The organism is Streptomyces sp. NPDC054849 (assembly GCF_053610945.1).
In genome coordinates this window covers 65,226-89,864 of record NZ_JBSGZI010000014.1, presented here as the reverse complement: position 1 = coordinate 89,864, position 24,639 = coordinate 65,226, and the positions used below count along the sequence as shown (strand labels likewise).

Here is a 24,639-nt window from a genome sequence, read left to right as displayed (position 1 = left end):
GGGCTCTCCCGGGTCGGTTGCTCGGCCCCGAGCCTAAGCGGTGCCCGTCGGGGCGGCCGAACCGGGCGGAACCGCATCGGCGCGGGAACAGGACGGGAGCGCGCCTCACTCGATGGTGGGCATGGCGGTGAGCTTCCCGTCGTTGACGAGGAAGACGCGGTTTCCGGCGCCCGCCATGCCCCAGGGGCCGCGCGATGCGGGAGACCAGGTCCAGAACCGGCGGCCGGCGACGACGGAGTGGGCCGAGACGCCCTGCCCGTCTCCCTGGACGACCCAGACCGTCCCGCCCTGCACGACCGGGGGAGTGTGCGGCACCGGGCCCCGCGCGGTGCGGTCCCTCGGAAACGGCCCGCCGAGCTCCATGTTCACCTCGGTCAGCGCCGTGCCGTCCATCGCGAACACGCCGGCGTTCCTGAGGACCGCAGGGCCCCAGCCGCCGGCCCCCTGCTGCGGGGCCTCGGCGGCCGTGATCCCCTTCCACACCTGGTCGCCCGTCCTGATGTTCAGAGCCGAAAGGCTGCGGCCGCCGAGGTAGACGACGTCGTTGACGACGAGCGGCTGCACGGCGGACCGCGCCTGGCCGACGACCCGCCAGCTCGTGGCTCCGGAAGCGGTGTCGACGGCGATGACGTCGCCGTCGGCGCCGAAGAACACCAGCCGGTCCGTGCCGACCGCAGCCCGCGGCCCGGGGGCCCGTACGGCGGCCTGCGGAAGGGGAACCGTCCAGCGGACCTTGCGGCTGCCCGTGTCCACGGCCCGCAACTGCCCGCCGCGCGTCACCAGGTAGACCGCCGACGCGTCCGCGGCCAGGACGCGGCCGGTGTCGGCGCCCGCCACCGACCATTCCTGCCTGCTGGTGGAGGCTTCGAAGCAGAGCAGCGCCCCGCCGGAGCCCGCGGTGACGAACCGGTTCCCGGGCAGCCCCACGAGTCCGGCCTCCGCCCGGACGTCGGGCAGCCGCCACTTCTCCTTGCCGTCGGTCGTCAGGCGCGCCGCCAGGCCGCCGCCGGCGGCCGCGAAGACGACCACGTCGAGTACCGGCAGCGGGGTGGTGACCACGCCGTCGACGGGTCCCGCCGCCACGGGCAGCGGACCCCACAGCTCACCCGGAGGCGTCCCGTGCCTCCCGACGAGTATCGACAGCGGCTCGGCGTCCCGGGCCTGTCCGGCCGGAGGGATCCTGCGCGGCTCCTCGCGCAGCAGCCACCACGCGCCCGCGGTCCCGCCGGAGGCGGCGAGCGCGCCCCCGGCCACCAGCCCGGTGCGCAGCAGCCGACGGCGCGAGGGTCCGTCCCCGGTGGCCCGCGTGGTGGCTGTGGCGTGCCGGGCGGCCTCGGATCCCCGCTGCTCGATGTCCTTTGCCAGCGGCCCCGTACGCCAGACCCGGTCCGCTCCCGGCGGCGGGGCGAACGCGCCCGCGATCTGCTCGGGGGTCGGGCGGTGCGACGGGTCCTTGGCGAGGCAGGGTGCGATCAGCGGCCGCAACTCGGCGGGCACGGCGTCGAGTCGCGGCAGCCCGTGCACCACCTCGTACTGCACGGCGGCCACGTGCGTACCGTCGAAGGTACGCTGCCCCGTGGCCGCGTACGCCAGCACCGCGCCCAGCGAGAAGATGTCCGCGGCCGGCCCGACACGCAGGCCGAGCACCTGCTCCGGAGCGCCGTACCCGGGGGTGACCGGCACCTGGCCGGTGGTGGTGAGCGTCAGCCCGTGCTCGGGGCGCGCAATGCCGAAGTCGATGACGCGCGGCCCCGCGGAGGTGAGCACGATGTTCGCCGGCTTCAGGTCGCGGTGCACCAGCCCCGCCGCGTGGATGTCCCGCAAGGTGGTGGCGAGCGAGGCGGCGAGCGCGCGGACGCCGTCGGGGCCGAACGGCCCGTGCAGACGGACGGCGTCGTCGAGGGTGGGCCCGGACAGGAACTCGGTGGCGATCCAGGGCCGGTTGTGGGTGTCCTCGGTCCGCGCGTCCAGGACCCGGGCGACGCCGTCGCCGGTGACCGCCCGTGCGGTGTGGGCCTCGCGCAGGAAGCGCTGGGCGAGGTGCGGGTCGTGTGCAAGCTCCGGCAGCAGCACCTTGACGGCCGCAGTGCGGCCGCTGTCGTCCCGGCCGAAGTACACCTTGCCCATACCGCCTTCGCCGAGGACGCCGAGGACACGGTACGGGCCGAGCCGGATGGGGTCACCGGCGCCGAGGGGTTTCATGGGTGCTGCTTCCTGTGGTCCGGGCCCGTTTTCGGGCCCGCTTTCGGGGCGGTGCGTCAGCGCTCGACGGGCAGGCCCGTCGGTTCCTTGATGCGCTTCATGATGATCTGCGAGTTGACCTCGGTGACGCCGGAGAGGGCCGTCAGCTTCTCGATCCACAGGCGCTCGTACGCCCGCAGGTCCGCGACGGCGATCCGCAGCAGGCAGCCTGGGCTGCCGAAGAGCCGGTAGGCCTCGACGACGTCGGGGATGTCCTGGAGGGCCGCCTCGAACGCCTCGACCGCCTCCCGGTCGCGTCGCACCTCGACCGACACGAGCACTTCGAAGCCGCGGCCGACCGCCTCGGGGGAGATCACGGCGCGGTAGCCCTGGATCACCCCGTCCTGTTCCAGCTGGCGCACCCGGCGCATACAGGGGGACGGGGTCAGACCCACCCGCTGGGCGAGCTCCTGGTTGCTGAGGCGGCCGTCGGCCTGCAGCTCGCGCAAGATTTCGCGGTCGATGGCGTCCATGACGCAATTATCACCCACGGGCATGCGGCGGCTTGAGTGGAAGACGCAATCACATTGCGCATAAATCGCTCTATCATTGCTGCTTTAGGTACATATGTACGAGCAGAGTGAAAGGTGGCCAGGACCCATGGGACGGATCGTCGTCATCAGCACCGGCGGCACGATAGCCAGCCGCTGGCAGGGCTCCGGCTTCGCCGCGGACGCCGACGGGAGCGAGGTCATCGCGACCGCGCCGCTGCCCGAGGGCATCACCGTCGAGGTCGTGGACCTGTTCAGCGTCAACAGTCCCCGGCTCACCACCGCCCACCAGCTCACCCTGCTGCGCACCGTGCACGAGGTGCTCGCCGACCCCGGCGTCGACGGCATCGTCGTCACGCACGGCACCGACACCCTGGAGGAGTCGGCGTTCCTCGTCGACCTCCACCACCACGACCCGCGCTCCGTCGTCTTCACCGGTTCGCAGCGGCCCATGGGCACCGCCGACGGCGACGGGCCGGAGAACCTCTACGACGCGCTGCTCACCGCCGCGAACACGCGCGGGCTCGGCGTGCTGATCACCTTCGCGGGCCGGGTGCACGCCGCGCGCGGCACCGTCAAGACGCAGGCCGTCGCGCTGGACGCGTTCGCGGACCCCTCGAAGGAACTGTTCGGGAAGATCGGCTTCGGCAAGGTCACCATCCTGCGCACCCCGCAGCGCCCCGCGCCGCTCCCGCTGCCGGCGATGCCGGAACTCCCGCCGCGCGTCGACGTGGTGATGCACCACACCGACGGCGACCCGGTCCTGCTCAACGCAGCCGTCCAGGCCGGCGCGCGCGGCATCGTCCTCGTCGGCACCGGCGCGGGCAACGCCACCCCGGAGATCGTGGACGCGGTCAAGGCCGCCGTCGGGCGGGGCGTGCTGGTGGCGCTGAGCACCCGGGTCATGGCCGGTCCGGTGACAGAGATATACACGCACGGAGGCGCGGTCGACCTGGTCGCCGCCGGAGCCGTCCCGACCGGCACGCTGCGCGCCGGACAGGCCCGTATCGCGGTCCTGTCCGCCCTGCTGGCCACGGACAACGAGGTCGAGCAACTCCGTATCCTGCGCGAGTCGCTGACCTCGACGGGCTCGGTGCTGGTCGAGGCGTAGCGCTTCCGCGAACAGGAGCGGCACCCCCTGGTATCGCGGCCGTGTGAGTGACCGGACGCCGCCCGCGACCCTGCGGGCGCCGTCCCCTCATCGGTTCCCGAACGCCGCCAGTATGCGGTCCGCCGCCGAGGTCGGGGTGAGCGTGCCCGCCCGGACCGACGCCTCCAGCTCCGGCGTGAGACCCCGTACGGCCGGGTCCGCGCGCAGCCGCTCCAGCAGCTCGTCGCGGACCATCGACCAGGTCCACTCCACCTGCTGCGCCGCCCGTTTCGCCGTCAGCCGGCCCCCCGCCTCCAGCAGGGTCCGGTGCTGTTCGAGGCGGTTCCAGACCTCGTCCAGCCCCGCCGACTCCCGCGCGCTGCACGTCAGGACCGGCGGCGTCCACGCCGCGTCCACCGGGTGCATCAGCCGCAGAGCGCCCGACAGTTCCCGGGCCGCGGCCTTCGCGTCGCGCTCGTGCGGGCCGTCCGCCTTGTTCACCGCCAGGACGTCGGCCAGCTCCAGGACGCCCTTCTTGATGCCCTGCAACTGGTCGCCCGTACGGGCCAGGGAGAGCAGCAGGAAGGAGTCGACCATGCCCGCCACCGTGGTCTCCGACTGGCCCACGCCGACCGTCTCGACGAGGACCACGTCGTAGCCCGCCGCCTCCATCACGATCACCGACTCGCGGGTGGCCTTGGCGACCCCGCCCAGCGTTCCCGCGGAGGGGGACGGGCGCACGAAGGCCGCCGGGTCCACCGACAGGCGCTCCATCCGGGTCTTGTCACCCAGGATGGAGCCGCCCGTGCGCGTGGACGAGGGGTCCACCGCGAGCACCGCCACCCGGTGGCCGAGCCCCGTCAGCATCGTGCCGAACGCGTCGATGAAGGTGGACTTGCCCACCCCCGGCACCCCGCTGATGCCGATCCGGCGGGCCCGGCCCGAGTGCGGCAGCAGCTCCGTCAAGAGGCCCTGCGCCAGTACCCGGTGAGCGGGCAGGGTGGACTCGACCAGGGTGATCGCGCGCGCGATGAACGCGCGCTTCCCGTCGAGTACCCCCTTCGCGTAGGCCTCGATGTCGATCTTCGGCACCGGCGGCCGCCTACAGCTCGTGGCCCAGATCCGCGGCGAGCCGCGTCACCAGGTCGTGGGCCGCGTCCGGGATGACCGTTCCGGGCGGGAACACCGCCGTCGCGCCCATCTCCAGCAGCGTGGGGACGTCGGCCGGCGGGATGACACCGCCCACCACGATCATGATGTCCTCACGGCCCTCCTCCGCCAACTGCTCGCGCAGCGCCGGTACGAGGGTCAGGTGACCGGCGGCCAGCGACGAGACGCCCACCACGTGGACGTCCGCCTCGACGGCCTGGCGGGCCACCTCCGCCGGGGTCTGGAACAGCGGGCCGACGTCCACGTCGAAGCCCAGGTCGGCGAAGGCGGTCGCGATCACCTTCTGGCCGCGGTCGTGGCCGTCCTGGCCCATCTTGGCGACCAGGATGCGCGGACGGCGGCCCTCCGCCTCCTCGAACCGGTCGACGAGGGCGCGGGTGCGCTCCACGGACGGGGACTCGCCTGCTTCGGTGCGGTACACACCCGAGATCGTACGGATCTGGCTCGCGTGCCGCCCGTACACCTTCTCCAGTGCGTCCGAGATCTCACCCACCGTCGCCTTGGCGCGCGCCGCCTCCACAGCCAGCGCCAGCAGATTGCCGTCGCCCCGCTCGGCCGCGTTCGTCAGCGCCCGCAGCGTGTCCTGGGTGAGCGCCTCGTCGCGCTCCTCGCGCAGCCGCCGCAGCTTGGCGATCTGCTGGGAGCGCACCGAGGAGTTGTCGACCTTCAGGACGTCGATGGCCTCGTCGTTCTCCACGCGGTACTTGTTGACGCCGATCACCGGCTGCCGGCCGGAGTCGATCCGCGCCTGCGTACGCGCCGCGGCCTCCTCCACGCGCAGCTTCGGGATGCCCGCGTCGATGGCCTGCGCCATGCCGCCGGCCGCCTCGACCTCCTCGATGTGCTGCCAGGCGCGGCGCGCCAGGTCGTACGTCAGCTTCTCGACGTACGCACTGCCGCCCCACGGGTCGATCGACCGGCAGGTCCCCGACTCCTGCTGCAGCAGCAGCTGGGTGTTGCGGGCGATGCGCGCCGAGAAGTCCGTCGGCAGTGCGAGCGCCTCGTCGAGGGCGTTGGTGTGCAGCGACTGGGTGTGGCCCTGGGTCGCGGCCATCGCCTCGATGCACGTGCGCGTCACGTTGTTGAAGACGTCCTGCGCGGTCAGCGACCAGCCGGAGGTCTGCGAATGGGTGCGCAGCGAGAGCGACTTGGCGTTCTTCGGGTCGAACTGCTTGACCAGGCGCGCCCACAGCAGGCGGGCGGCGCGCAGCTTCGCGACCTCCATGAAGAAGTTCATGCCGATCGCCCAGAAGAACGACAGGCGCGGCGCGAAGGCGTCCACGTCCAGCCCGACGGCCTGCCCGGCGCGCAGGTACTCCACGCCGTCCGCGAGCGTGTACGCCAGCTCCAGGTCGGCCGTGGCCCCGGCCTCCTGGATGTGGTAGCCGGAGATGGAGATCGAGTTGTACCGAGGCATCTTCTGCGAGGTGAACGCGAAGATGTCGGAGATGATCCGCATCGAGGGCTTGGGCGGGTAGATGTAGGTGTTGCGGACCATGAACTCTTTGAGGATGTCGTTCTGGATGGTCCCGGCGAGCTTGTCGGGGGAGACGCCCTGCTCCTCGGCCGCCACGATGTAGAGCGCGAGGACCGGCAGCACCGCGCCGTTCATCGTCATCGACACCGACATCTTGTCCAGCGGGATCCCGTCGAACAGCTGCCGCATGTCGTAGATCGAGTCGATGGCCACGCCCGCCATGCCGACGTCGCCGGTCACGCGCGGGTGGTCGCTGTCGTAGCCGCGGTGCGTCGGCAGGTCGAAGGCCACGGACAGGCCCTTCTGGCCGGACGCCAGATTGCGCCGGTAGAAGGCGTTCGACTCCTCGGCCGTGGAGAAGCCGGCGTACTGCCGGATCGTCCAGGGCTGGTTCACGTACATCGTCGGGTAGGGGCCGCGCAGGTAAGGCGCCACGCCCGGGTACGTCTGGAGGAAGTCCAGACCCTCCAGGTCCCGTCCGGTGTAGAGCGGCTTGACGCCGATGCCCTCGGGGGTCTCCCACAGCAGGTCGGCGGCCGCGGTGCCGGTGGACTCCTTCACCGAGGCGCGCCACTGGTCCTCGGAGGCTCCGGCGGAGGAGGAGCCGAGCGCCAGCTCGGAGAAATCGGGGATGCTCAAGACGGCACTCCCATCCGGTCGAGTACGGAGGACAGCACGGCGACGGCGTCACAGCCGGCGAAGACGTACTCGTCCACGGAAGCCTCTGCGGTGCCCGGCCGGCCGGCGAGGAAGACGGTCGTGGCGCCCGCCGCGCGCAGCGCCTCGGTCACCGCCGCGGCCTGCTCCTCGTACAGCGCGTCGCTGGAGCAGAGCACGGCCATGCCGTCCGCGCCGCTCGCGGCGTAGGCCTCGGCGGCCGTCGCCGGGTTCACGGACACGGGATCGTGCACGGGCGTGATGCCGCCCGCCTGGAACAGGTTCGAGGCGAAGGTGGCCCGCGCGGTGTGCGCGGCCGCCGGTCCGAGCGCGGCGAGGAAGATCCTCGGCCGGCTGCCGGTCGCCGCCAGATGCGCGTCGCTGCGGGCGCGCAGGGCCTCGTACGCCTCGTCGCGCCGGACGCGGGGCAGCCCCCCGGTGGGTCCGGCGGGCGCGGGCTCGCGTACGACCGGCTTCTCCGACAGCAGCGGGAACTCGCTCACGCCGGTGATCGGTTCGCGGCGCTTGGCCAGCTTCTTGGAGCGCGCGGCCCAGGTGGAGGCGAGCCGCTCGGCCACCAGCCCGGAACGCAGGGCGGCGGCCTGGCCGCCGGCCTTCTCCAGGGTCTGGAAGAAGCCCCAGGCGGCGTGGGCGAGTTCGTCGGTGAGGCGCTCGACGTAGTACGAGCCGCCGGCCGGGTCGATCACCCGGGCCAGGTGCGACTCCTCCAGCAGGATGGTGGAGGTGTTGCGGGCGATCCGGCGTGCGAAGGCGTCCGGCAGGCCCAGCTCGTGGTCGAAGGGGAGCACGGTGACCGAGTCCGCCCCGCCCACACCCGCGGCCATGCAGGCCACGGTGGTGCGCAGCATGTTCACCCAGGGGTCGCGGCGGGTCATCATGACCGGCGAGGTCACCGCGTGCTGCAGCTGGGCGCCCGCCTCCGGGGCCCCCGAGGCCTCGGCGACACGGGCCCACAGCCGGCGCGCTGCGCGCAGCTTGGCGATGGTGAGGAACTGGTCCGCGGTGGCGGCGTAGCGGAACTCCAGCTGCCCGAGTGCCGCTTCCGTGCTCAGGCCGCCCTCGGTGAGGGCGCGCAGGTAGGCGACACCGGTGGCCAGGGACAGGCCCAGCTCCTCGGCGGCGCTGCCGCCGGCCTCGTGGTACGGCAGCGCGTCCACGGTCAGGGCGCGCACCCCCGGCCAGCCGGCGGCGGCCTCCCGGGCCAGTTCCACCGCGTCGGCAGGGTCCAGCGCCTCGCCGGTCCGGGCCTCGTGGCCCAGGGGGTCGGCGCCCAGCGAGGCCCGCGCGGCCTCGGGGGCCACCGCCCTGTCGGTGAACAGGCGCAGCAACCCGTGGGCGGCTTCGGCGTATTCGGCTCCGGCGTCCAGGGTGATCGGCGCGAGGTCCAGGTAGACCCCGTCCAGCGCCCGGGCGAGGCCCTCGACCGGGAGGCCGCCCCGGCCCACCGTGAGCCAGAGGGAGGTGACCCCGTTCTCCAGGTCGGCGAGGGCCGCCTCGTTCAGGCGCGCCGGATCGGTGCCGGCGAGGCGCTGGCGCACGTCCCAGCCGTTCGCGGTGGTGCCTTCCGGCCTGCCACCGCGTACGAACGGGGCGAAGCCGGGGAAACCGGTGTCGGGAGCCGCCTCGTCGGGCGGCGCGGTGTACAGCGGGCGGGTGGTGAGCCCGTCCTCGAGTGGGGTGGACAACGCTTCTTCAGCGGCCTCGCCGGAAGCTTCCTTGCCCGACTTGCGCAGTACGCCCTCTACAAGGCGCTGCCACTGCTCATGCGTCGCGTCAGGGAACTCGGCGGCCAGGGAGAGCCCGTCGTCAGGCAGGACCGTCATGGCTCGAATGTAGGGGAGGGCGCTCAGGTGGCACCATACCGCTGGGTGTGATCTCCCCCTCTCACAGCGTGCCGAAGGGATCCCGGAACACCCGGCTGAGCAGCACCGTTGCCGCCGCCTGCGGAAGCACGGCGGGGCCGGCGTGCGGCGGGACGTTCCGCTCGGGGTCGTCACAGACGTGCGAGAGCGCCGTCGCGGCGCCCCGGATCTCCTCCGGGCATCCCGCGTGCAGGATGCTCGACGGCTCCGCCACGACCATGACCACCGGATTGAAGACATCCAACAGAAGGGCCGCCGCGCGGCCCACGGCGCGGGCGCGCTCCACAGCGGCCGGCCGGCCCGCGGAGCGCCGGTGGCGGCCGCGTCCGCCGGCAGGTCGTCGGACGGCTCGGGCACGATGCCCCGGCGCACCGCCACGGCGCCGGCGCGCGGTCGAAGGCGGCCGCCTGGAGGCAGCCGGTACGCCCCCCAGGCGCGGGGCGCCGCTGATCCGGGCACCGGCAGGTGCGCCACGTCACCGGCGGCCGAGCCCGGCCCCTGGTTGCACGGTCCGCTCCATGCCGAACGCGGCGTCGACCACCGTCCCGGCGAGGGCGTCGTCGTGCACCACCCGGTGCCGCGGTGGCGGCAGAAGCGCTCGGCGCGGGCCATGCGGTCTCGGGGCGGGAGGCGCCCTCCGATGGATCATGCCCGGAGCCGCGGGTTCGGCCCTCGCCGCGGCCCGGGCGCTGCCGGGGCGTGGCGGCCGCATTGCGGGACCGTGAAATCAGGCCACGGTTTTCGGCCGCCGAAGTGGCCCGGTGTGCCGTACGCCGGACGGGGAAAGGCCAGGTCGCGGCGGGTGTGCCGGGACGCTCGGAGGTTTCCGCCACCGGACTTCGGGTGGGGGCGGACGGGGGTTGACCGAGGGCGGGAGCGCTGCCAGGCTCCAGCCCATGACCGCGAACGAACTCCTCGTCCCGCGGCTCCACACCACCGGCCTCTGTACCGCGCCGGGCGGGTGTCCGGGCCGCTGTCCGGCCCCGCGCCGGGTCTGACCCCGGCCGCCCCGCGGCCCCCGGCGCCCGCCGTCCGTTGAGACCGCGGCCGCCCCGGGGAGCGCGCCCCGGCCCGAGGGCCGTTCCCGGTTCGGGAACCCTGCCGCCGCCCTGCCGTGTGGCACCCGTGCCCGTACGGGTGGCCCCTGGCCGGATCAGCACCCGTGCCCGTACCTCCGTACTCGTACTCCTCCCCGTACCCGTACTCGTTTCGCGTCGTGCGTCGCCACACCTCACCCGCATGCCCGCATGCCCCCATGCGGCCCCTTCGTGGAACCCCCACGACCACGTCGTCCTCGTAGCTCTATTTCCTCCGCTGCGGAAATCACCTGCCCGCCGCGCTGAACAGGGAGTCCTCATGGCCACTGCCACCCACACCACCGTCACCGTCAGCAAGATCGGCGGCCGCATCGGCGCCGAGATCGGCGGCGTACGCCTCGGAGGTGACCTGTCCGAAGCCACCGTCGCCGAGATCCGGGCCGCGCTCCTCGCCCACAAGGTCGTCTTCTTCCGCGGCCAGGACCACCTCGACGAGGACGGACACGAGGCCTTCGCCGAGCTGCTCGGCGCCCCGGTCGCCCACCCCACCGTTCCCTCCGCCGACGGCCGCTACGCCCTCGGCATCGACTCCCACCACGGCGCCCGCGCCAACCAGTGGCACACCGACGTCACCTTCGTCCCCGCCTACCCGGCCTTCTCCATCCTCCGCGCGGTGACCATCCCGCCGTACGGCGGCAACACCCTGTGGGCCAACACCGCCACGGCCTACGGCCACCTCCCGGAGCCGCTGCGGGTCCTCGCCGACGGCCTGCGCGCCGTACACACCAACGAGTACGACTACGCCGCCCTCAAGCCGGACGCCCTGCCCGAGGCCCTGGCCCAGTATCGAGACGTCTTCACCTCCACCACGTTCCGCACCGAGCACCCGGTGGTCCGCGTCCACCCCGAGACCGGTGAGCGCACCCTGCTGCTCGGCAACTTCGTGGAGCGCATCAACGGATTCACCGGCCGTGACTCCCGCGTCCTCCAGGACCTCTTCCAGGCGCACATCGAGAGCCCCGAGAACACCGTCCGCTGGCAGTGGCGGGCCGGCGACGTCGCGATCTGGGACAACCGCGCCACCCAGCACTACGGCGTCGACGACTCCGACGACCACGAGCGCACGCTGCGCCGCGTCACCGTCGACGGCGAGGTCCCGGTCGGCCCCGACGGCGAGCCCTCCCGGCTGCTCAGCCCGGAGAGCGTCCCGGACCCCGCCTTCGGCATCGCCTCGGGCGCATCCGCCGTGGCATGACCGCCGTGGCATGACCGCCGTGGCATGACCGCCTCGGCCCGGCCCGCCTCGGCCCGAGCTGCCGCGCCCTCCCCGCTTGGCCCAGGCGACAGTCGCGCCGCGACCGTCCGGGTTGCCGGCCCGCTGCCGGCCCGCTGCCGGCCCCGTCCTGCCGGCCCGGTCCTGCCGGCCCCGTCCGTCCCGCCTGTCCCGCCGCCGTCCCTCAGCCCATCCGATCGCCTTGCTCCCCGTACGACACCCAAGGAGCCCCCGTGCCCCGCTTGCTCGCCATCACCGGCAGCCCCTCCGCCCACTCCCGTACCGCCGTCGTCGCCGACCACGCCCTGCGCCGCCTGTCCCACTCCGGCTTCGAGACCACGCGGCTCGCCGTGCGCGACCTCCCCGCCGCCGACCTGCTCGCCGCCCGGCGCGGCGAGCCCGAGATCCGCCGGGCGCTCGAAGCCGTCGCCGACGCCGACGGCCTGGTCATCGCGACCCCGGTCTACAAGGCCTCGTACACCGGCCTGCTCAAGGCCTTCCTCGACCTGCTCCCGCAGGACGGCCTCGCCGGCAAGGCGGTGCTGCCCCTGGTCACGGGCGGCAGCCTCGCCCACGTCCTGACCATCGACTACGCCCTGCGCCCGGTGCTCACCGCCCTCGGCGCCCGGCACGTCACCGCCGGACGGTTCGTCCTGGACTCCACCGTCGAACGCGGATCGGGCCCCGACCGGCTGCGGCCCGAGGTGGAGCTGGACCTCTTCCAGGCCGTCGACGAATTCGCCGAGGCCCTGAGCTCGACGCCCGCCGCCGCACTCACCGCCACCCCGTAACCCGGCCGCCACGCCATAGCCCAGCCGGGGCCGCCACCCCGCATCCCGCACACCGGACCGACAAGGACCCGTCATGCCCGCAGCCTTCACCTCGACCACCACCTCCAGGCGCCAGTTCCTCGCCCTGCTCGGCATCTCGGCGGCCGCGGTCAGCTGCGGCACGGCCACCGCCAACGGCGGCCGGTCCGGCGCGCAGGTCACGTCCCTGAAGTACCAGGGAGCGGTCGGAGCGGTCACACTCCCCGAACTCGCCGCCGACCTCGGCTATCTCGGAGACCTCAAGCTGGAGTGGATCGGCAACACCATCAGCGGCCCGCAGGACATCCAGTCGGCTGCCACCGGCCAGACCGACTTCGGCGGCGCGTTCAACGGCGCCGTGGTCAAACTGGCCGCGAGCAAGGCCCCGATCAAGGCCGTCATCTCCTACTACGGCTCGGACAAGCACTCCTACAGCGGCTACTACGTGCTGGAGGACAGCCCCATCCGGACCGCCCGGGACCTGATCGGCAAGAAGGTCGGCATGAACACCCTGGGCGCACACGCCCAGGCCATGCTGGAGATATACCTGCGCCGCAGCGGGCTGTCGAAGGCGGAGGCGGCCAAGGTCGAGTCCCTGGTGGTCCCGCCGGTCAACACCGAACAGGCCCTCAGGCAGAAGCAGATCGAGGTCGCCGTGCTAGGCGGGGTGCTGCGCGACAAGGCCCTCGCCGCAGGGGGCATCCGCCCGCTCTTCACCGACTTCGAGCTGCTCGGCGCGTTCAGTGCCGGCAGCTACGTGATGACCGAGCGCTTCATCAAGGCGAACCCCGACACGGTCCGGACCTTCGTCACCGGAGTGGCCAAGGCCGTCGAGTGGTCCCGCGCCACTCCGCACGACCAGGTCATCGCGCGGATGTCGGACATCGTCACCCGGCGCGGCCGCAACGAGGACACCTCCACCCTCAAGTACTGGCGCTCGTACGGCGTCGCCGAGACCGGCGGCCGGATCTCCGACAAGGAGTTCCAGGTCTGGCTGGACTGGCTCGGGGAGCGCGGCGACATCAAGGAGAGCCGGCTCAAGGCGGCCGACCTCTACACCAACGAGTTCAACGACCACGGAAAGGGGTGACGGCCGCCATGGCGAAGATCGTGTTCGAGGGAGTGACGAAGACCTTCCCGGCGAAGCGAAGGAGCAGGAAGGGGAGCGCGGAGGGGTTCACCGCCCTCGACGGCATCGACCTGGAGATCGGGGCGGGGGAGTTCGTCGTCGTGGTGGGCCCCAGCGGCTGCGGCAAGTCCACCCTCCTGGACCTGCTCGGCGGACTGTCCCGGCCGACGTCCGGGCGGATCCTGCTCGACGGGAAACCCGTCACCGGGCCGGGCCTGGACCGGGGCATCGTCTTCCAGCAGTACGCCCTGCTGCCGTGGCGGACGGCGCTCGGAAACGTCGAATTCGGCCTGGAGGCCACCGGTGTCCCGAGGCGCCGACGGGCGGACCGGGCCCGGGAGTTCCTGGACCTCGTCGGCCTCACCGGCTTCGAGGACCGGCACCCGCACGAACTCTCCGGCGGGATGCGCCAGCGCGTCGCGATCGCCCGCTCGCTGGCCTACGACCCGGATGTGCTGCTGATGGACGAGCCGTTCGCGGCGCTCGACGCGCAGACCCGCGAGTCCCTCCAGGACGAGCTGCGGCGCATCTGGCAGCGCACGGGGAAGACCGTCGTCTTCATCACGCACGGCATCGAGGAGGCGGTCTACCTCGGCCAGAAGGTGGCCGTCATGACCTCCCGACCCGGCCGCGTCAAGGAGATCGTCCAGGTCTCGTTCGGCGCCCGCGGCGCGGGTTTCCAGGGCGAGGACCTGCGCTCCAGCCCGGAGTTCGCCCGCTACCGCCACGAGATCTGGACGCTGCTCCACGACGAGGTGGCCCGCGCTCAGCAATTGGAGAAGGAGGAGGCCACCGTATGACCGCGCACAGCACCACCACCACCGCCACCGCCACCGCCACCGCGACCGCGACGGACGCTGCCCCGTCCGAGCAGGATGAGGACGTACGCGGCTCCGCGCGCCCGGCGGCGCCGGCGACCGCGGGCGAGGCGACCCCGCCCGCCGCCTCGGAGGCCGAACGGCCGGCCCCCGCGGTTCCCGCGGACCCGGTTCCCGCGGATCCGGCCCCCGCGGATCCGGGGCGTGTGCCTGCCCGCCGGGCGCCGCGCCCGGGCCCGCGCCCGGCCCGGCGTCCCGCCCAGGCACTGGGGCGGTGGCTGCGCGCGAGCGCCCTGCGCTCGGCGGCCGTCCTCGCCCTGCTCACGCTCTGGGAGACCGCACCCCGGCTGGGCCTGGTCGACGCCACCTTCCTGCCACCGGTCAGCGAGGTCGCCGTGGCCTGGTGGGAGCTGCTGGGCAACGGCCAGCTCGGCCGCCACACGGGGGCCAGCCTCGCCCGTTCCCTCGGCGGCTTCGGCATCGCCGTCGCCGTCGCGGTCCCGCTCGGCCTGCTCATCGGCTGGTACCGGCCGGTCGCCGCGCTGCTCGGCCCGCTGCTGGAGGTCTTCCGCAACACGGCGGCGCTCGCCCTGCTGCCGGTCTTCGTGCTGCTGCTCGGGATCGGCGAGGCCTCGAAGGTCTCGATCGTCGTCTACGCCTGCCTGTGGCCGATCCTGCTGAACACCATCAGCGCCGTCGGCAACGCCGACCCCACCCTCGTCAGACTGGCCCGCTCGATGGACCTGTCCACCCCGAGGCTCTTCCAGAAGGTCATCCTGCCGTCCTCGGTACCGGCGATCTTCACCGGAATCCGGCTGGCCGGAGCGGTCTCCATCCTCGTCCTGGTGGCCGCCGAGATGATCGGCGCCAAGGCGGGCCTCGGCTACCTGATCAACGCCTCGCAGTTCAACTTCGCGATCCCGCAGATGTACGCGGGCATCGTCACCATCTCCGCCATCGGCGTGGCCTTCAACCAGCTGCTGGTCACGCTCGAACGCCGCCTGAGCACCTGGCGCGTCCCGGCCTGAGGCCGCTACCGGCACCCCTCACCCCGCACACCCCTGACCATCACACGAGGACGAGTCATGACCGCACCGACCGCACCGACCGCACCGACCGCAACGACCGCACCGACCGCACCCCGGACCCTCCACCTCAACGCCTTCCTCATGAACGCCGGGCACCACGACGCCGCGTGGCGGCATCCGGACAGCACTCCCGAGCGGGTCACCGACCTGCGGTACTTCCAGGAACTGGCCCGCACCGCCGAGCGCGGACGGCTCGACTCCATCTTCTTCGCCGACGGGCTCGCCCTCTGGGGCAAGGCTCGCTACAACGCCCTCGGCGGCTTCGAGCCGCTCACCCTGCTGTCCGCCATCGCCGCCGTCACCGACCACATCGGGCTCATCGCCACGGTCTCCACGACCTTCAACGAGCCCTTCCACACCGCCCGCAAGTTCGCCTCCCTCGACCACATCAGCGGCGGTCGGGCCGGTTGGAACATCGTCACCTCCGGCACGGTCGACGAGGCCCGCAACTTCAACCGCGACGAGCACATGGAACACCGCGTCCGCTATGAGCGCGCCCGTGAGTTCCTCGACGTCGCCACGAGGCTCTGGGACAGCTGGGAGGACGACGCGATCGTCCTCGACAAGGAGCACGGCGTCTACGCCGACACCGACAAGCTCCACCCCGCCGCCCACCGCGGCGAGCACTTCGCCGTCGCCGGCCCGCTCAACGTCCCGCGCTCGCCCCAGGGCCACCCGCTGCTGGTGCAGGCCGGTTCCTCCGAGGACGGCAAGGAGTTCGCCGCCCAGTACGCGGAGGCCGTCTTCACCGCGCAGCAGACCCTCGCCGACGGCCAGACCTTCTACAAGGACCTCAAGTCCCGCCTGGCCAGGTACGGCCGGGCCGAGAACGACCTGCTGGTCCTGCCCGGCATCGCCCCCGTCATCGGGTCCACCGAGGCCGAGGCGAAGGCCCTGGAGCAGCAGCTCACAGACCTCCAGGTGCCGGAGTACGGGCTCGCCCAGCTCTCCGGCATGCTGGGCGTGGACCTGACCGGTCTGCCCCTCGACGGCCCGCTCCCCGACCTGCCCGAGGAGCGGGACATCAACGGCAACAAGAGCCGCTTCACGCTCGTCGCCGAACTGGCCCGCCGCGACGGCCTCACCCTGCGCGAGCTGATCGCCCGCCTCGGCGCCGGCCGAGGCCACCGCGTCTTCGCCGGCACCCCCGAGCAGATCGCCGACCAGCTGGAGGAGTGGTTCACGCGGGGCGCCGCCGACGGATTCAACATCATGGCGCCCGTCCTGCCCACGGGCCTGACCGACTTCGTCGACCAGGTCGTGCCGATCCTCCAGCGGCGCGGTCTCTTCCGCACCGAGTACACGGGCCGCACCCTCCGCGACCACTACGGCCTGCCCCGCCCGGCCAACCGCAACACCGCCCTGCCCCGGCCCGGCCGGGCTGAGGGCGCGTAAGGCCCGGGAGCGGAGCACCAGGGCCGCGCGCGCCCGCCCTCGCGGCCGGGACCGGGATCGGGGCCGCCGGATCCGAGGTGTTCCGGCGGGCCCGCCCGCGTGCGGTCTCAGACCGTCAGGACGATCTTGCCGCGGGTGCGGCCCGCGGCGCTCAGCTCCCAGGCCCTGGCCGCCTCGGCGAGGGGCAGGGCGTGCTCCACGTTGACGGTAAGCCTGCCCGCGTCGGCCAGTTCCGCCAAGAAGGTCAGGTCGGCGGTGTCGGGGCGCACCCACAGCTGGTGGGCGCCCTTGGCCGCGGCCTCGTAGTCGGCGATGGAGACCACCCGGTCGCGCTCCCTGACCAGCGACTGGAGCGTCTCGATGACGCCGTCGCCGTAGAAGTCCAGTCCCGCGTCGACGCCTTCGGGCACCAGCGCGCGGACCCGGTCCGCCAGCCCCTCCCCGTACAGCACCGGCTCGGCGCCGAGCGAGCGCAGGTAGTCGTGGTTGTGCGCGCCGGCCGTGCCGATGACGCGCAGGCCGAGGGCGACCGCGATCTGCACACCGAAGGAGCCCGTGCCGCCCGCCGCGGAGTGGATGACCACGCTTTCTCCGGCCTTGAGGCCCGCGCGGGTCAGCGCCTGGTAGGCGGTCAGACCGGCCAGCGGGAGACCCGCGGCCTGCTCGAAGGTCAGCCCGCGGGGCTTGCGGGCGAGGGTGCGCACCGGGGCGCTGACCAGTTCGGCGTAGGTGCCGAGCTCCACCCACTCCTTGCGGACGTACCCGTACACCTCGTCGCCGACGGCGAAGTCGAAGGTGTCCGGACCGACCGCCTCGACGACGCCGGCGACGTCCCAGCCGGGTATGACCGGGTAGCGGACTTCGAGAATCGGATCGAGATATCCGGCGGCGAGCTTCCAGTCCACCGGGTTGACGCCCGCGGCCCTGACGCGGACGAGTACCTCGCCCGGCCCCACCTTGGGCTGCGGTACGTCAACGAGCGTGAGGCTGCCGGGAGTTCCGTATGCGCTGTACGTGATGGCCTTCATGATCGCCTCCAACGCGGGTCCGCGGCGGCGTATTCCGGTGCTTTCCGGTCCTCCTCCTGTCGTCCGTCTCGGGACCTCCTTTCGGGACCCCTTTCGGGACCCCTTTCTCCGGACCTCCTTCTCCGGACCGTCAGGCCGGCAGGGTGTTGCGGTGCGAGCGGCGCCGGGCCGCGCTGAAGAGTGCCTGGATCTGCGCGCCCGCCTGCTCGACGTCGTCGAGGGGCGAGGGGAAGGGCAGCCGCACGTCACGGTGCCCGCGCCGCTCCTCCAGCCGCAGGGTGATCCCGTACCGGTCCATGGCGACCGGCAGCGCGCGGACGACCGTGGCCGGGGTGGGCGGCGGCTGGACCAGGCGCAGCAGCAGGGTGACGAGGTCGTGGTGGTCGTCGAGGAGGTGGGTGAGCATCCCCGCCTCGTACGCGGCGAGCGGGTCGGGGCAGGCCGCGTCCAGCTCTTCCAGGCCGACGTGCGAGCGGCCCTCCGGGGTTTCGAGGACGGCCCGGTCGAATTCCATGCAGGTGGTGTCGGCGCCGGAGTCGGCGGCCGCGTCGGAGTAGGGGGTCAGCAGGCGGCCCAGCACGGTGACGCGGGCGCGCACCCGGTCCCGTACCGGGGTGGGGGCGACGTCGGTGAACTCCAGCCGGATCGCGGGCCGGTACTCGGCGTCGCCGCCGGGCTCGGCGGGGTGCAGGTGCAGCCGGCCCATCGGGTCCGCGCCGTCGAGGTGCCGGACCTCGGTGCGCAGCCCGTCGGTGACCACGGTCATGGAGTGGGCGGCGGTCAGGATCGACCGGATGCGCTCGGCATCGGTGGGCCGGGCGGCCGGGGTGGCGGGGGCACCGGACATGCGCATGAGGACCTCTCCATCGTCCGATAACTTAGGTATGCCTAACCTAACTCATCTCGGTCTTCGAGAGTACCCGGCGTGGTTCGTGTCGTTGTTGGGCTGAACGGGTGAAACGCGAGAGGATGGGGGGATGCACATGAAGCACGCGGCCGAGGCGGCCCGGTGAGCAGGTACGACGTCACCGACGAACAGTGGGAGGGGCTCGCGCAGGTGGTCCCCCTGCGCAGCCGCAACGAATGGCCCTCCCGGGTGGACCACCGCACGATCCCGAAGACGCCCGGCGCGTCTGCGGCGGAGCAGCGGCGCTTCGTGGTGATCAGGGTTCAGATCTTCGCGGACGCGCGGGAGGTGGCGGAGTACCTGATCGCGCAGATCCCGGTGCTGCTCGACCTCACCGGCGCGGACAGCGAAGTGGCCAAGCGGATCCTGGACTTCAGCAGCGGCGTGGTCTTCGGACTGGGCAGTGGGATGCACCGGGTGGACCGGAACGTCTTCCTGCTGGCGCCGGTGGGGACCGAGGTCGAGGGGATCGCGGCCGCGGCCGTCCCCCGATCGTAGGAAGGTCCCCGCGAGGGAACGGTTCGCCGGGGCCGCGGGGGGTCCGGCGGCCCGTACCGTCCCGCGCATGGACGCCACCCTGGACGCGGCGGTGGGGCGCACCACCGCCACCGCCACCGCCGCCGCCGCCGAGTTAGCCGCCCCCCTCACCGTTCCCGCACAGGCGGGACCGGCCGACGGGGCCGCCGCCGCCTCGTCAGCCGACCCCTTCGCCTTTCCCGCCCGAGGGGGGCCGGCCGATGAACTCTCCTCCGCCGCCTCCGCCGTCTCCGTACGGGCCGGTGCCGCCGCCGCGGTGACCGGTCCCCCGGCGCGGCCTGCCCCCGCCCCTGGCCCTCCCACGGCACCGGCCTCTTCGGCGGGCCGGGGCCCGGCCTCCGCGCATGCCCGGTACGCCCGGCCGGCCGAGGAGGCGGTGAACGGCGGGCCGCCCGCCGAGGAGACCGTGGACGCCGGATCGGCCGACGCCCCCTCCGTGCCGGCGCAGGCGGGCCCCGGCGGCTCCGTGCGTCCTGTCGAGCCTGCGCAGCAGCAGCAGCCGCACCGGCGGCCGGTGCTCACCGAGTTGAGGCTCTCCGCCTTCGGTTCGCACCGGTCGGCGGCCTTCCCGCTCGCGCCCGTCACCCTCTTCGCCGGGCCGAGCGGCAGCGGCAAATCCCAGGCCCTGGCCGCCTACGAGGCCCTCGCCGCGCTGGGATCCGGCGCCACGCTGGAGGAGGCCTTTCCTGACGCGGGTGCCCGCATCCCGGACCGCGCCCTCCCCGACGCGCAGCGGCGACGCGGATTCCGCCTCGGCTGCACGGTCGACGGACCCGCCGGGCCGGTCCGGCTCGACCTCGCCGTCCAGGCCGAGCCGACGCTGCGGATCGTCGGCGAACGGCTTTCGCAGGACGGGCAGATCCTGCTCGCCACCGCCCTGCGCGACCCCGGCCGCCGCTCGGTGCAGGCCGCCTGGCTGACCGGCGGCGCCATCGGCGTCACCAGGGCGCCGCTGCCCGACGACCGGCTCGGTACGGCGCTGCTCCCGCTCCGCGTCGCCGGATCCACCGCCGGGCAGCGGCAGGTGCTGGCCGCCGCCGAGCAGGCGGTGGTGGCCCTGCGCTCGGTGTTCCCGTGCGATCCGCGCCCGGACCGGATGCGCGGGGCCGTCCCGCAGGGGGAGGGCCGGCTGCTCGGCGACTGCGCCAACCTGGCCGACGTACTGCGCCGGACCCGCCACGAATGCGGCACCCGGCACGCGCTGCTGGCCGGGGCCGCCCGCACCGGCTGCGCGGGGCCCGTCACGGGGCTGGACGTACGGGCTCCGGCGGGCGGCCCCGTCACGGCGGTACTGGACCGAGGCCCCGCCCGGCCCGCCACGGAACTGGCCTGCCTCGGCGCGGGAGAACTCCGCTTCCTCGCGCTCGCGCTGGTCCTGCTGACCGGGCCGGGCGTGCTGGCCATGGACCCGGCCGCCGAACTGCTCTCCGCGCAGCAGGCCCTGACGGTGCTGGCCGACGGCTTCGACCGCGGCCTGGACCGGCGGCAGAGCGCCGAGCTGCTGCGCCTCGCGCTGCTGTCCGGCAGCCGCGGCCACATCCGGCTCGTCGCGGCGGTGGGGGAGGAGACGGCGGCCACCGCCCGCCGCCTCCCAGGCGTCGCGGTGGTAGACCTGACGGCATGAACGAGACGCAGAAGCCGCCCGAGCAGCGGCCCGACGAACGGCTGGACCGACTGCAGCGCCGGCTCGCGGAGTTCGCGGCGGCGCGCGGCTGGGAGCCGTACCACACGCCCAAGAACCTGGCGGTGGCGCTGAGCGTGGAGGCGGCCGAACTGGTCGAGATCTTCCAGTGGCTGACGCCGGAACAGTCGGCGAAGGTCATGGAGAAGCCGGAGTCCGCCCACCGCGTGGCCGATGAGGTGGCCGACGTGCTCGCGTATCTGCTGCAGTTCTGTGAGGTTCTCGGGGTGGATGTGCTGGATGCGCTCACCGCGAAGATCGAGAGGAACGAACTCCGCTTTCCCGTGGCGGGGCCACCGACACCGAATCGTCACTCTTCGGAGTGATGGACTCGTCCACAATCACATTTGTGTCCACATTTTCCGAATACCCCTGGCTGACTCGTTGCCCTCACTCTGGGTAGTGGTGAGGGTGACGGAATGTCGTGCGGACGGGGGACGGCATATGGATGCGGTACGGCTCATCGCGGTCGGCCGGCACGCGCTGGCACAGAGCGGGGCTGCGTGGGACATCGTGGGCGAGGCCTGGCAGGCCCAGGCGCTCGCGCAGGGAATCGGGAGCCTTCTGGCGGTCACCGGGCCGCCGGAGCTGAGATCGGAGGCACGGGGACTGGGGGAAGCGGGAGGAAGAGGGTGCGGGGTGCTCGACCGGGCGGCCCTGCGCGGCGAGGGCAGTGCGCCCGAGTATCCGCCGCGGGCGGCACAGTTGAGCGAGGTGTCGGATGTCCGGCAGGCGCTGCTCGGGCTCCAGGCACTGCTGGGCGAAGTGGGCATAGCCCTGGTCGGGGTGGCCTGCGGGACGGACGACGAGGCTCTGTACTGGCAGTGCATAGAGTCGATCGACGCGGCCGACGAGTCGAGCGACCGGGTGCGGGGGATCCTTCGCCGCATGGCGGTCCGCGAGCGGGGGTCCGCCTCGGGCGTGGCCTGAAGCGGCGGCGAAGGCGGTTCGAGTGGGTCCCGCCGTGCACGGCGGGACCCGCACGGTCAGGACGACCGGTAGGACGGGCGCTCGCCCTCGGGGGTGCGGTCCGAGGAGGACTGGAGATCGGCGTCGAGCTGCGAGAGGTCGGCGTTCAGCGCCGCCATCAGCTCTCCATCTGCTGCAGCAGTCCCTTCGGTGCGCCGTCGCCCTGGGCGGGTACCGCGGACTCCTGGCCTGCTCGGTCGTGTGCTGCCTGCCCGGTCTGTCCGGTCTGGTGGGGGGTCTGCGGCACGGCCTCGTGGGACATGGCGGCCTCCTCGGGCCCTGGCCCTTCCGAGGCGGAAGGGGGCGTGGACTCACCGGCGAAGGGCCGCCGGCGCGGGCCGGGCGGTCCGGCTCCGTCCGAGCCGACGATCCCCCTCCGTGGTGGTCACTGGCGGGTCCGGGGGCGGCGCGTCCCGTTGACCAAGATTCACCCTGCCGGGGCGGGAAGTGCAGGATGGGTACATGGATCTCCGCATTTTCACCGAACCCCAGCAGGGCGCGAGCTACGACACCCTCCTGACCGTCGCCAAGGCCACCGAAGACCTGGGCTTCGACGCGTTCTTCCGCTCCGACCACTATCTGCGGATGGGCTCCGCCGACGGCCTGCCCGGACCCACTGACGCCTGGATCACCCTGGCCGGCCTGGCCCGCGAAACCCGGCGGATCCGCCTCGGCACCCTGATGACGGCCGGTACCTTCCGGCTGCCCGGCGTGCTCGCCATCCAGGTGGCCCAGGTCGACCAGATGTCCGGCGGCCGCATCGAACTGGGCCTGGGCGCGGGCTGGTTCGAGGAGGAGCACAAGGCGTACGGGATCCCCTTCCCGGCGGACCGGATGTCCCGGCTGGAGGAGCAGCTGGCCATCGTCACCGGCATGTGGGCCACCGAGCCCGGCGCCACCTTCGACTACGCCGGCCGGCATTACCGGGTGGAGGACTCGCCCGCGCTCCCCAAGCCCGCCCAGGCCAAGGTCCCCGTCCTCGTCGGCGGCCACGGGGCCAAGCGCACCCCGCGGCTCGCCGCACGGTACGCGGACGAGTTCAACATGCCGTTCGCGTCGATCGCGGACAGCGAGCGGCAGTTCGACCGGGTCCGCGAGGCGGCCGAGGAGGCCGGGCGCAAGCCCGACGACCTCGTCTACTCCAACGCCCTCGTGGTGTGCGTGGGCAGGGACGACGCCGAGGTGGCCCGCCGGGCCGCCGCCATCGGCCGGGACGTGGACGAACTCAAGGCCAACGGCCTGGCAGGCTCCCCGGCCGAAGTCGTGGAGAAGATCGGAGCCTACGGCGCCACCGGCTCCTCCCGCGTCTACCTCCAGCTGCTCGACCTCGACGACCTGGACCACCTGGAGCTGATCTCCGCCCAGGTGCTCTCCCAGCTCCGTTAGGGAGGACGGGAACCGATGCCGCGCGCGTCCGGTCCGCTCGCCGAAGCCCTGAGCCGCAGGACCGTGCTCCTGGACGGCGGGCTGAGCAACCAGCTCGCCGCCCAGGGCTGCGACCTGTCCGGCGGCCTCTGGTCGGGGCGGGTGCTCGCCGAGCGGCCGGACCAGGTGGAGGCCGCCCACACGGCGTACGCGCGGGCCGGCGCCGAGGTGCTGATCACCGCGAGCTATCAGGTCGGCTACGAGGCCTTCGCCGCCCACGGCCACGACCGCGCCGAGACCACCGCCCTGCTGCACCGCAGCGTCGCCCTGGCCGCCCGGGCAGCCGAGGCCGCCGACCACGACGTGTGGGTGGCCGCCTCGGTGGGCCCGTACGGGGCGGTGCTCGCGGACGGATCCGAGTACCGCGGCCGGTACGGCCTGAGCGTGCGCGAGCTCGCCGCCTTCCACCGCCCCCGCATCGAGGCGCTGCTCGACGCCGGCCCAGACGTCCTGGCCGTGGAGACCCTCCCCGACCCGGACGAGGCCGAGGCCGTGCTCGCCGTCCTTGCGGAAACGGGCGCCCGTGCCTGGCTCAGCTACACCGTCGCCGAGGGCCGCACCCGCTCCGGTGCGGCCCTCCCGGCGGCCTTCGCCCTCGCCGCGCAGTCCCCGGAGATCATCGCGCTCGGCGTCAACTGCTGCGACCCGGCGGAGGTCCAGCCCGCCCTCGAAGCGGCCGCCACCACCACCCGCAAGCCGCTCCTGGCCTATCCCAACGACGGCTCCGTCTGGGATCCCGCCACCCGCACCTGGCACGCCCCCGCACACGCAGCCCCCTGGCCCGCCCCCACCTGGCACCACACGGGCGCCCGCCTCATCGGCGGCTGCTGCCGCATCGGCCCCGACCGGATCGCGGCCCTGGACCGGAGGCTGCGCGGCGTCTGACGGCTACAGCCAGCCGATGTGGCCCAGCACGGGCACCAGACGGGTCACGGTGTAGAGCGCGGCCGGCGCCGCCTCCACACCGCCGTCCAGCACGGCGCACAGCTGCCTCCTCGTCCGCCCCGCGTCCTGCAGAAGAGCCTCCTTGCTGCCGATCTCGATGACCCCGTGCTCGTGCACGGCCTGCAGCCGATCGGCCCCGCACAGCGCGTCGAGCTCGCCGATCGCGGTCGGCCTGCGCCACGCCGGCCAGTCGCCGGCGCCCGGCAGCACGGACCAGGCGGTCATCCACAAGCGACCGGCGTCGGTGCGGTGAACGCCGGCCCGCCGCCGGTCGTGGAGCTTCGCCAGCGCCCTGGGCATCTCCGGCAGCACGTCCGGCAGATGCATCCGCACGTCCCGTTCGCCGTTCTGCCAGCGGATGTCGCGGACGGTCAGCTCGGGGCGGCCCCGGACCGAAAGCGTCCAGTCCGAGGCGGTGCCCTCGGAGAAGCTGCCCGAGCAGGTCTCGGCCGGGTCGATCGGTGTCCGCCGGGCGGGCACGAGGGTGAGTCGCTCACCGAGAGATATGGTCAAAGGAGCCCCCAGCTGTTGATTGCACGTCAGCTCAGCACATGTCGCGCAGGCGGCACCCGGGTGAGGCCGGGGATAA

At 73.2% G+C, this 24,639-nt stretch carries 23 protein-coding genes; 13 read left to right on the top strand and 10 right to left on the bottom strand.

Annotation, left to right across the window (positions count from 1 at the left end; translation table 11 throughout):
• Positions 1 to 105: 105 nt before the first annotated feature.
• Positions 106 to 2,202 (bottom strand): protein kinase domain-containing protein, encoded by a 2,097-nt coding sequence (locus ACWGIF_RS09395; RefSeq protein WP_453493451.1) that lies wholly within the window; start codon positions 2,200 to 2,202, stop codon positions 106 to 108.
• A 56-nt stretch (positions 2,203 to 2,258) separates the two neighbouring features.
• Positions 2,259 to 2,714, bottom strand: coding sequence for an Lrp/AsnC family transcriptional regulator (locus tag ACWGIF_RS09390; protein WP_355409708.1), 456 nt, complete (start codon positions 2,712 to 2,714; stop codon positions 2,259 to 2,261).
• A 127-nt stretch (positions 2,715 to 2,841) separates the two neighbouring features.
• Between ACWGIF_RS09390 and ACWGIF_RS09385 the strand changes: the two genes are divergently transcribed.
• Positions 2,842 to 3,843, top strand: a complete 1,002-nt coding sequence (locus tag ACWGIF_RS09385) for an asparaginase (protein ID WP_453493447.1) — start codon at positions 2,842 to 2,844, stop codon at positions 3,841 to 3,843.
• 87 nt (positions 3,844 to 3,930) lie between these two features.
• Here the strand turns inward: ACWGIF_RS09385 and meaB are convergent, their stop codons facing one another.
• The 4 genes from meaB to ACWGIF_RS09365 all read right to left on the bottom strand — a co-directional run bounded on the left by meaB (position 3,931) and on the right by ACWGIF_RS09365 (position 9,253).
• Positions 3,931 to 4,914, bottom strand: a complete 984-nt coding sequence (gene meaB, locus ACWGIF_RS09380) for a methylmalonyl Co-A mutase-associated GTPase MeaB (protein ID WP_453493444.1) — start codon at positions 4,912 to 4,914, stop codon at positions 3,931 to 3,933.
• Positions 4,915 to 4,924: 10 nt separating this feature from the next.
• Positions 4,925 to 7,108 carry a methylmalonyl-CoA mutase gene (gene scpA, locus ACWGIF_RS09375; RefSeq protein WP_453493441.1) on the bottom strand — a complete coding sequence of 728 codons (2,184 nt, stop codon included), beginning with the start codon at positions 7,106 to 7,108 and terminating at the stop codon, positions 4,925 to 4,927.
• Complete coding sequence (locus tag ACWGIF_RS09370; protein ID WP_453493438.1) at positions 7,105 to 8,970, bottom strand: methylmalonyl-CoA mutase family protein; 1,866 nt, start codon at positions 8,968 to 8,970, stop codon at positions 7,105 to 7,107. Before ACWGIF_RS09370 ends, scpA begins: the two co-directional genes overlap by 4 nt.
• Before the next feature lie 61 nt (positions 8,971 to 9,031).
• On the bottom strand, positions 9,032 to 9,253 hold the full coding sequence (locus ACWGIF_RS09365) for a hypothetical protein (RefSeq protein WP_453493435.1): 222 nt from the start codon (positions 9,251 to 9,253) through the stop codon (positions 9,032 to 9,034).
• Positions 9,254 to 10,365: 1,112 nt separating this feature from the next.
• Between ACWGIF_RS09365 and ACWGIF_RS09360 the strand changes: the two genes are divergently transcribed.
• The 6 genes from ACWGIF_RS09360 (at position 10,366) to ACWGIF_RS09335 (ending at position 16,558) form a co-directional block, all read left to right on the top strand.
• On the top strand, positions 10,366 to 11,301 hold the full coding sequence (locus tag ACWGIF_RS09360; RefSeq protein ID WP_453493432.1) for a TauD/TfdA dioxygenase family protein: 936 nt from the start codon (positions 10,366 to 10,368) through the stop codon (positions 11,299 to 11,301).
• Positions 11,302 to 11,552: 251 nt separating this feature from the next.
• On the top strand, positions 11,553 to 12,110 hold the full coding sequence (ssuE, locus tag ACWGIF_RS09355; RefSeq protein WP_453493429.1) for an NADPH-dependent FMN reductase: 558 nt from the start codon (positions 11,553 to 11,555) through the stop codon (positions 12,108 to 12,110).
• A gap of 73 nt (positions 12,111 to 12,183) precedes the next feature.
• Entirely contained in the window at positions 12,184 to 13,218 is a 1,035-nt protein-coding gene (locus tag ACWGIF_RS09350) for an ABC transporter substrate-binding protein (protein WP_453493426.1), read from the top strand.
• Between the two features lie 8 nt (positions 13,219 to 13,226).
• On the top strand, positions 13,227 to 14,057 hold the full coding sequence (locus tag ACWGIF_RS09345) for an ABC transporter ATP-binding protein (protein ID WP_453493423.1): 831 nt from the start codon (positions 13,227 to 13,229) through the stop codon (positions 14,055 to 14,057).
• Positions 14,054 to 15,103: an ABC transporter permease subunit gene (locus tag ACWGIF_RS09340; RefSeq protein ID WP_453493420.1), complete on the top strand. Its 1,050-nt coding sequence runs from the start codon at positions 14,054 to 14,056 to the stop codon at positions 15,101 to 15,103. Before ACWGIF_RS09345 ends, ACWGIF_RS09340 begins: the two co-directional genes overlap by 4 nt.
• A gap of 57 nt (positions 15,104 to 15,160) precedes the next feature.
• Complete coding sequence (locus ACWGIF_RS09335; protein ID WP_453493417.1) at positions 15,161 to 16,558, top strand: LLM class flavin-dependent oxidoreductase; 1,398 nt, start codon at positions 15,161 to 15,163, stop codon at positions 16,556 to 16,558.
• A 107-nt stretch (positions 16,559 to 16,665) separates the two neighbouring features.
• Here the strand turns inward: ACWGIF_RS09335 and ACWGIF_RS09330 are convergent, their stop codons facing one another.
• Both ACWGIF_RS09330 and ACWGIF_RS09325 read right to left on the bottom strand, forming a co-directional pair.
• On the bottom strand, positions 16,666 to 17,586 hold the full coding sequence (locus tag ACWGIF_RS09330; RefSeq protein ID WP_453493414.1) for an NADP-dependent oxidoreductase: 921 nt from the start codon (positions 17,584 to 17,586) through the stop codon (positions 16,666 to 16,668).
• Between the two features lie 130 nt (positions 17,587 to 17,716).
• The gene (locus ACWGIF_RS09325) at positions 17,717 to 18,439 is read right to left on the bottom strand and encodes a DUF2470 domain-containing protein (protein WP_453493411.1); all 723 of its coding nucleotides are present in this window, start codon (positions 18,437 to 18,439) and stop codon (positions 17,717 to 17,719) included.
• 156 nt (positions 18,440 to 18,595) lie between these two features.
• Here ACWGIF_RS09325 and ACWGIF_RS09320 point away from each other — a divergent pair, with 156 nt between their 5' ends.
• The 4 genes from ACWGIF_RS09320 (at position 18,596) to ACWGIF_RS09305 (ending at position 21,641) form a co-directional block, all read left to right on the top strand.
• Positions 18,596 to 18,991, top strand: coding sequence for a cell division protein SepF (locus ACWGIF_RS09320; protein WP_453493408.1), 396 nt, complete (start codon positions 18,596 to 18,598; stop codon positions 18,989 to 18,991).
• Positions 18,992 to 19,406: 415 nt separating this feature from the next.
• Positions 19,407 to 20,654, top strand: a complete 1,248-nt coding sequence (locus tag ACWGIF_RS09315) for an ATP-binding protein (protein ID WP_453493516.1) — start codon at positions 19,407 to 19,409, stop codon at positions 20,652 to 20,654.
• Positions 20,651 to 21,037 (top strand): nucleotide pyrophosphohydrolase, encoded by a 387-nt coding sequence (locus ACWGIF_RS09310; protein ID WP_453493405.1) that lies wholly within the window; start codon positions 20,651 to 20,653, stop codon positions 21,035 to 21,037. Before ACWGIF_RS09315 ends, ACWGIF_RS09310 begins: the two co-directional genes overlap by 4 nt.
• 118 nt (positions 21,038 to 21,155) lie before the next feature.
• Positions 21,156 to 21,641, top strand: a complete 486-nt coding sequence (locus ACWGIF_RS09305) for a DUF6099 family protein (protein WP_453493402.1) — start codon at positions 21,156 to 21,158, stop codon at positions 21,639 to 21,641.
• Positions 21,642 to 21,798: 157 nt separating this feature from the next.
• Here ACWGIF_RS09305 and ACWGIF_RS09300 read toward each other — a convergent pair whose 3' ends face one another.
• A complete protein-coding gene (locus ACWGIF_RS09300) occupies positions 21,799 to 21,942 on the bottom strand; it encodes a hypothetical protein (RefSeq protein WP_453493400.1) in 144 nt (47 codons plus the stop codon).
• Positions 21,943 to 22,142: 200 nt separating this feature from the next.
• Here ACWGIF_RS09300 and ACWGIF_RS09295 point away from each other — a divergent pair, with 200 nt between their 5' ends.
• Together ACWGIF_RS09295 and mmuM are read left to right on the top strand one after the other, a co-directional pair.
• Positions 22,143 to 23,066, top strand: a complete 924-nt coding sequence (locus tag ACWGIF_RS09295) for an LLM class F420-dependent oxidoreductase (RefSeq protein WP_453493397.1) — start codon at positions 22,143 to 22,145, stop codon at positions 23,064 to 23,066.
• A gap of 15 nt (positions 23,067 to 23,081) precedes the next feature.
• Positions 23,082 to 23,990, top strand: coding sequence for a homocysteine S-methyltransferase (mmuM, locus tag ACWGIF_RS09290; RefSeq protein WP_453493394.1), 909 nt, complete (start codon positions 23,082 to 23,084; stop codon positions 23,988 to 23,990).
• Positions 23,991 to 23,993: 3 nt separating this feature from the next.
• Here mmuM and ACWGIF_RS09285 read toward each other — a convergent pair whose 3' ends face one another.
• On the bottom strand, positions 23,994 to 24,563 hold the full coding sequence (locus ACWGIF_RS09285) for a hypothetical protein (RefSeq protein ID WP_453493391.1): 570 nt from the start codon (positions 24,561 to 24,563) through the stop codon (positions 23,994 to 23,996).
• Between the last annotated feature and the right edge of the window lie 76 nt (positions 24,564 to 24,639).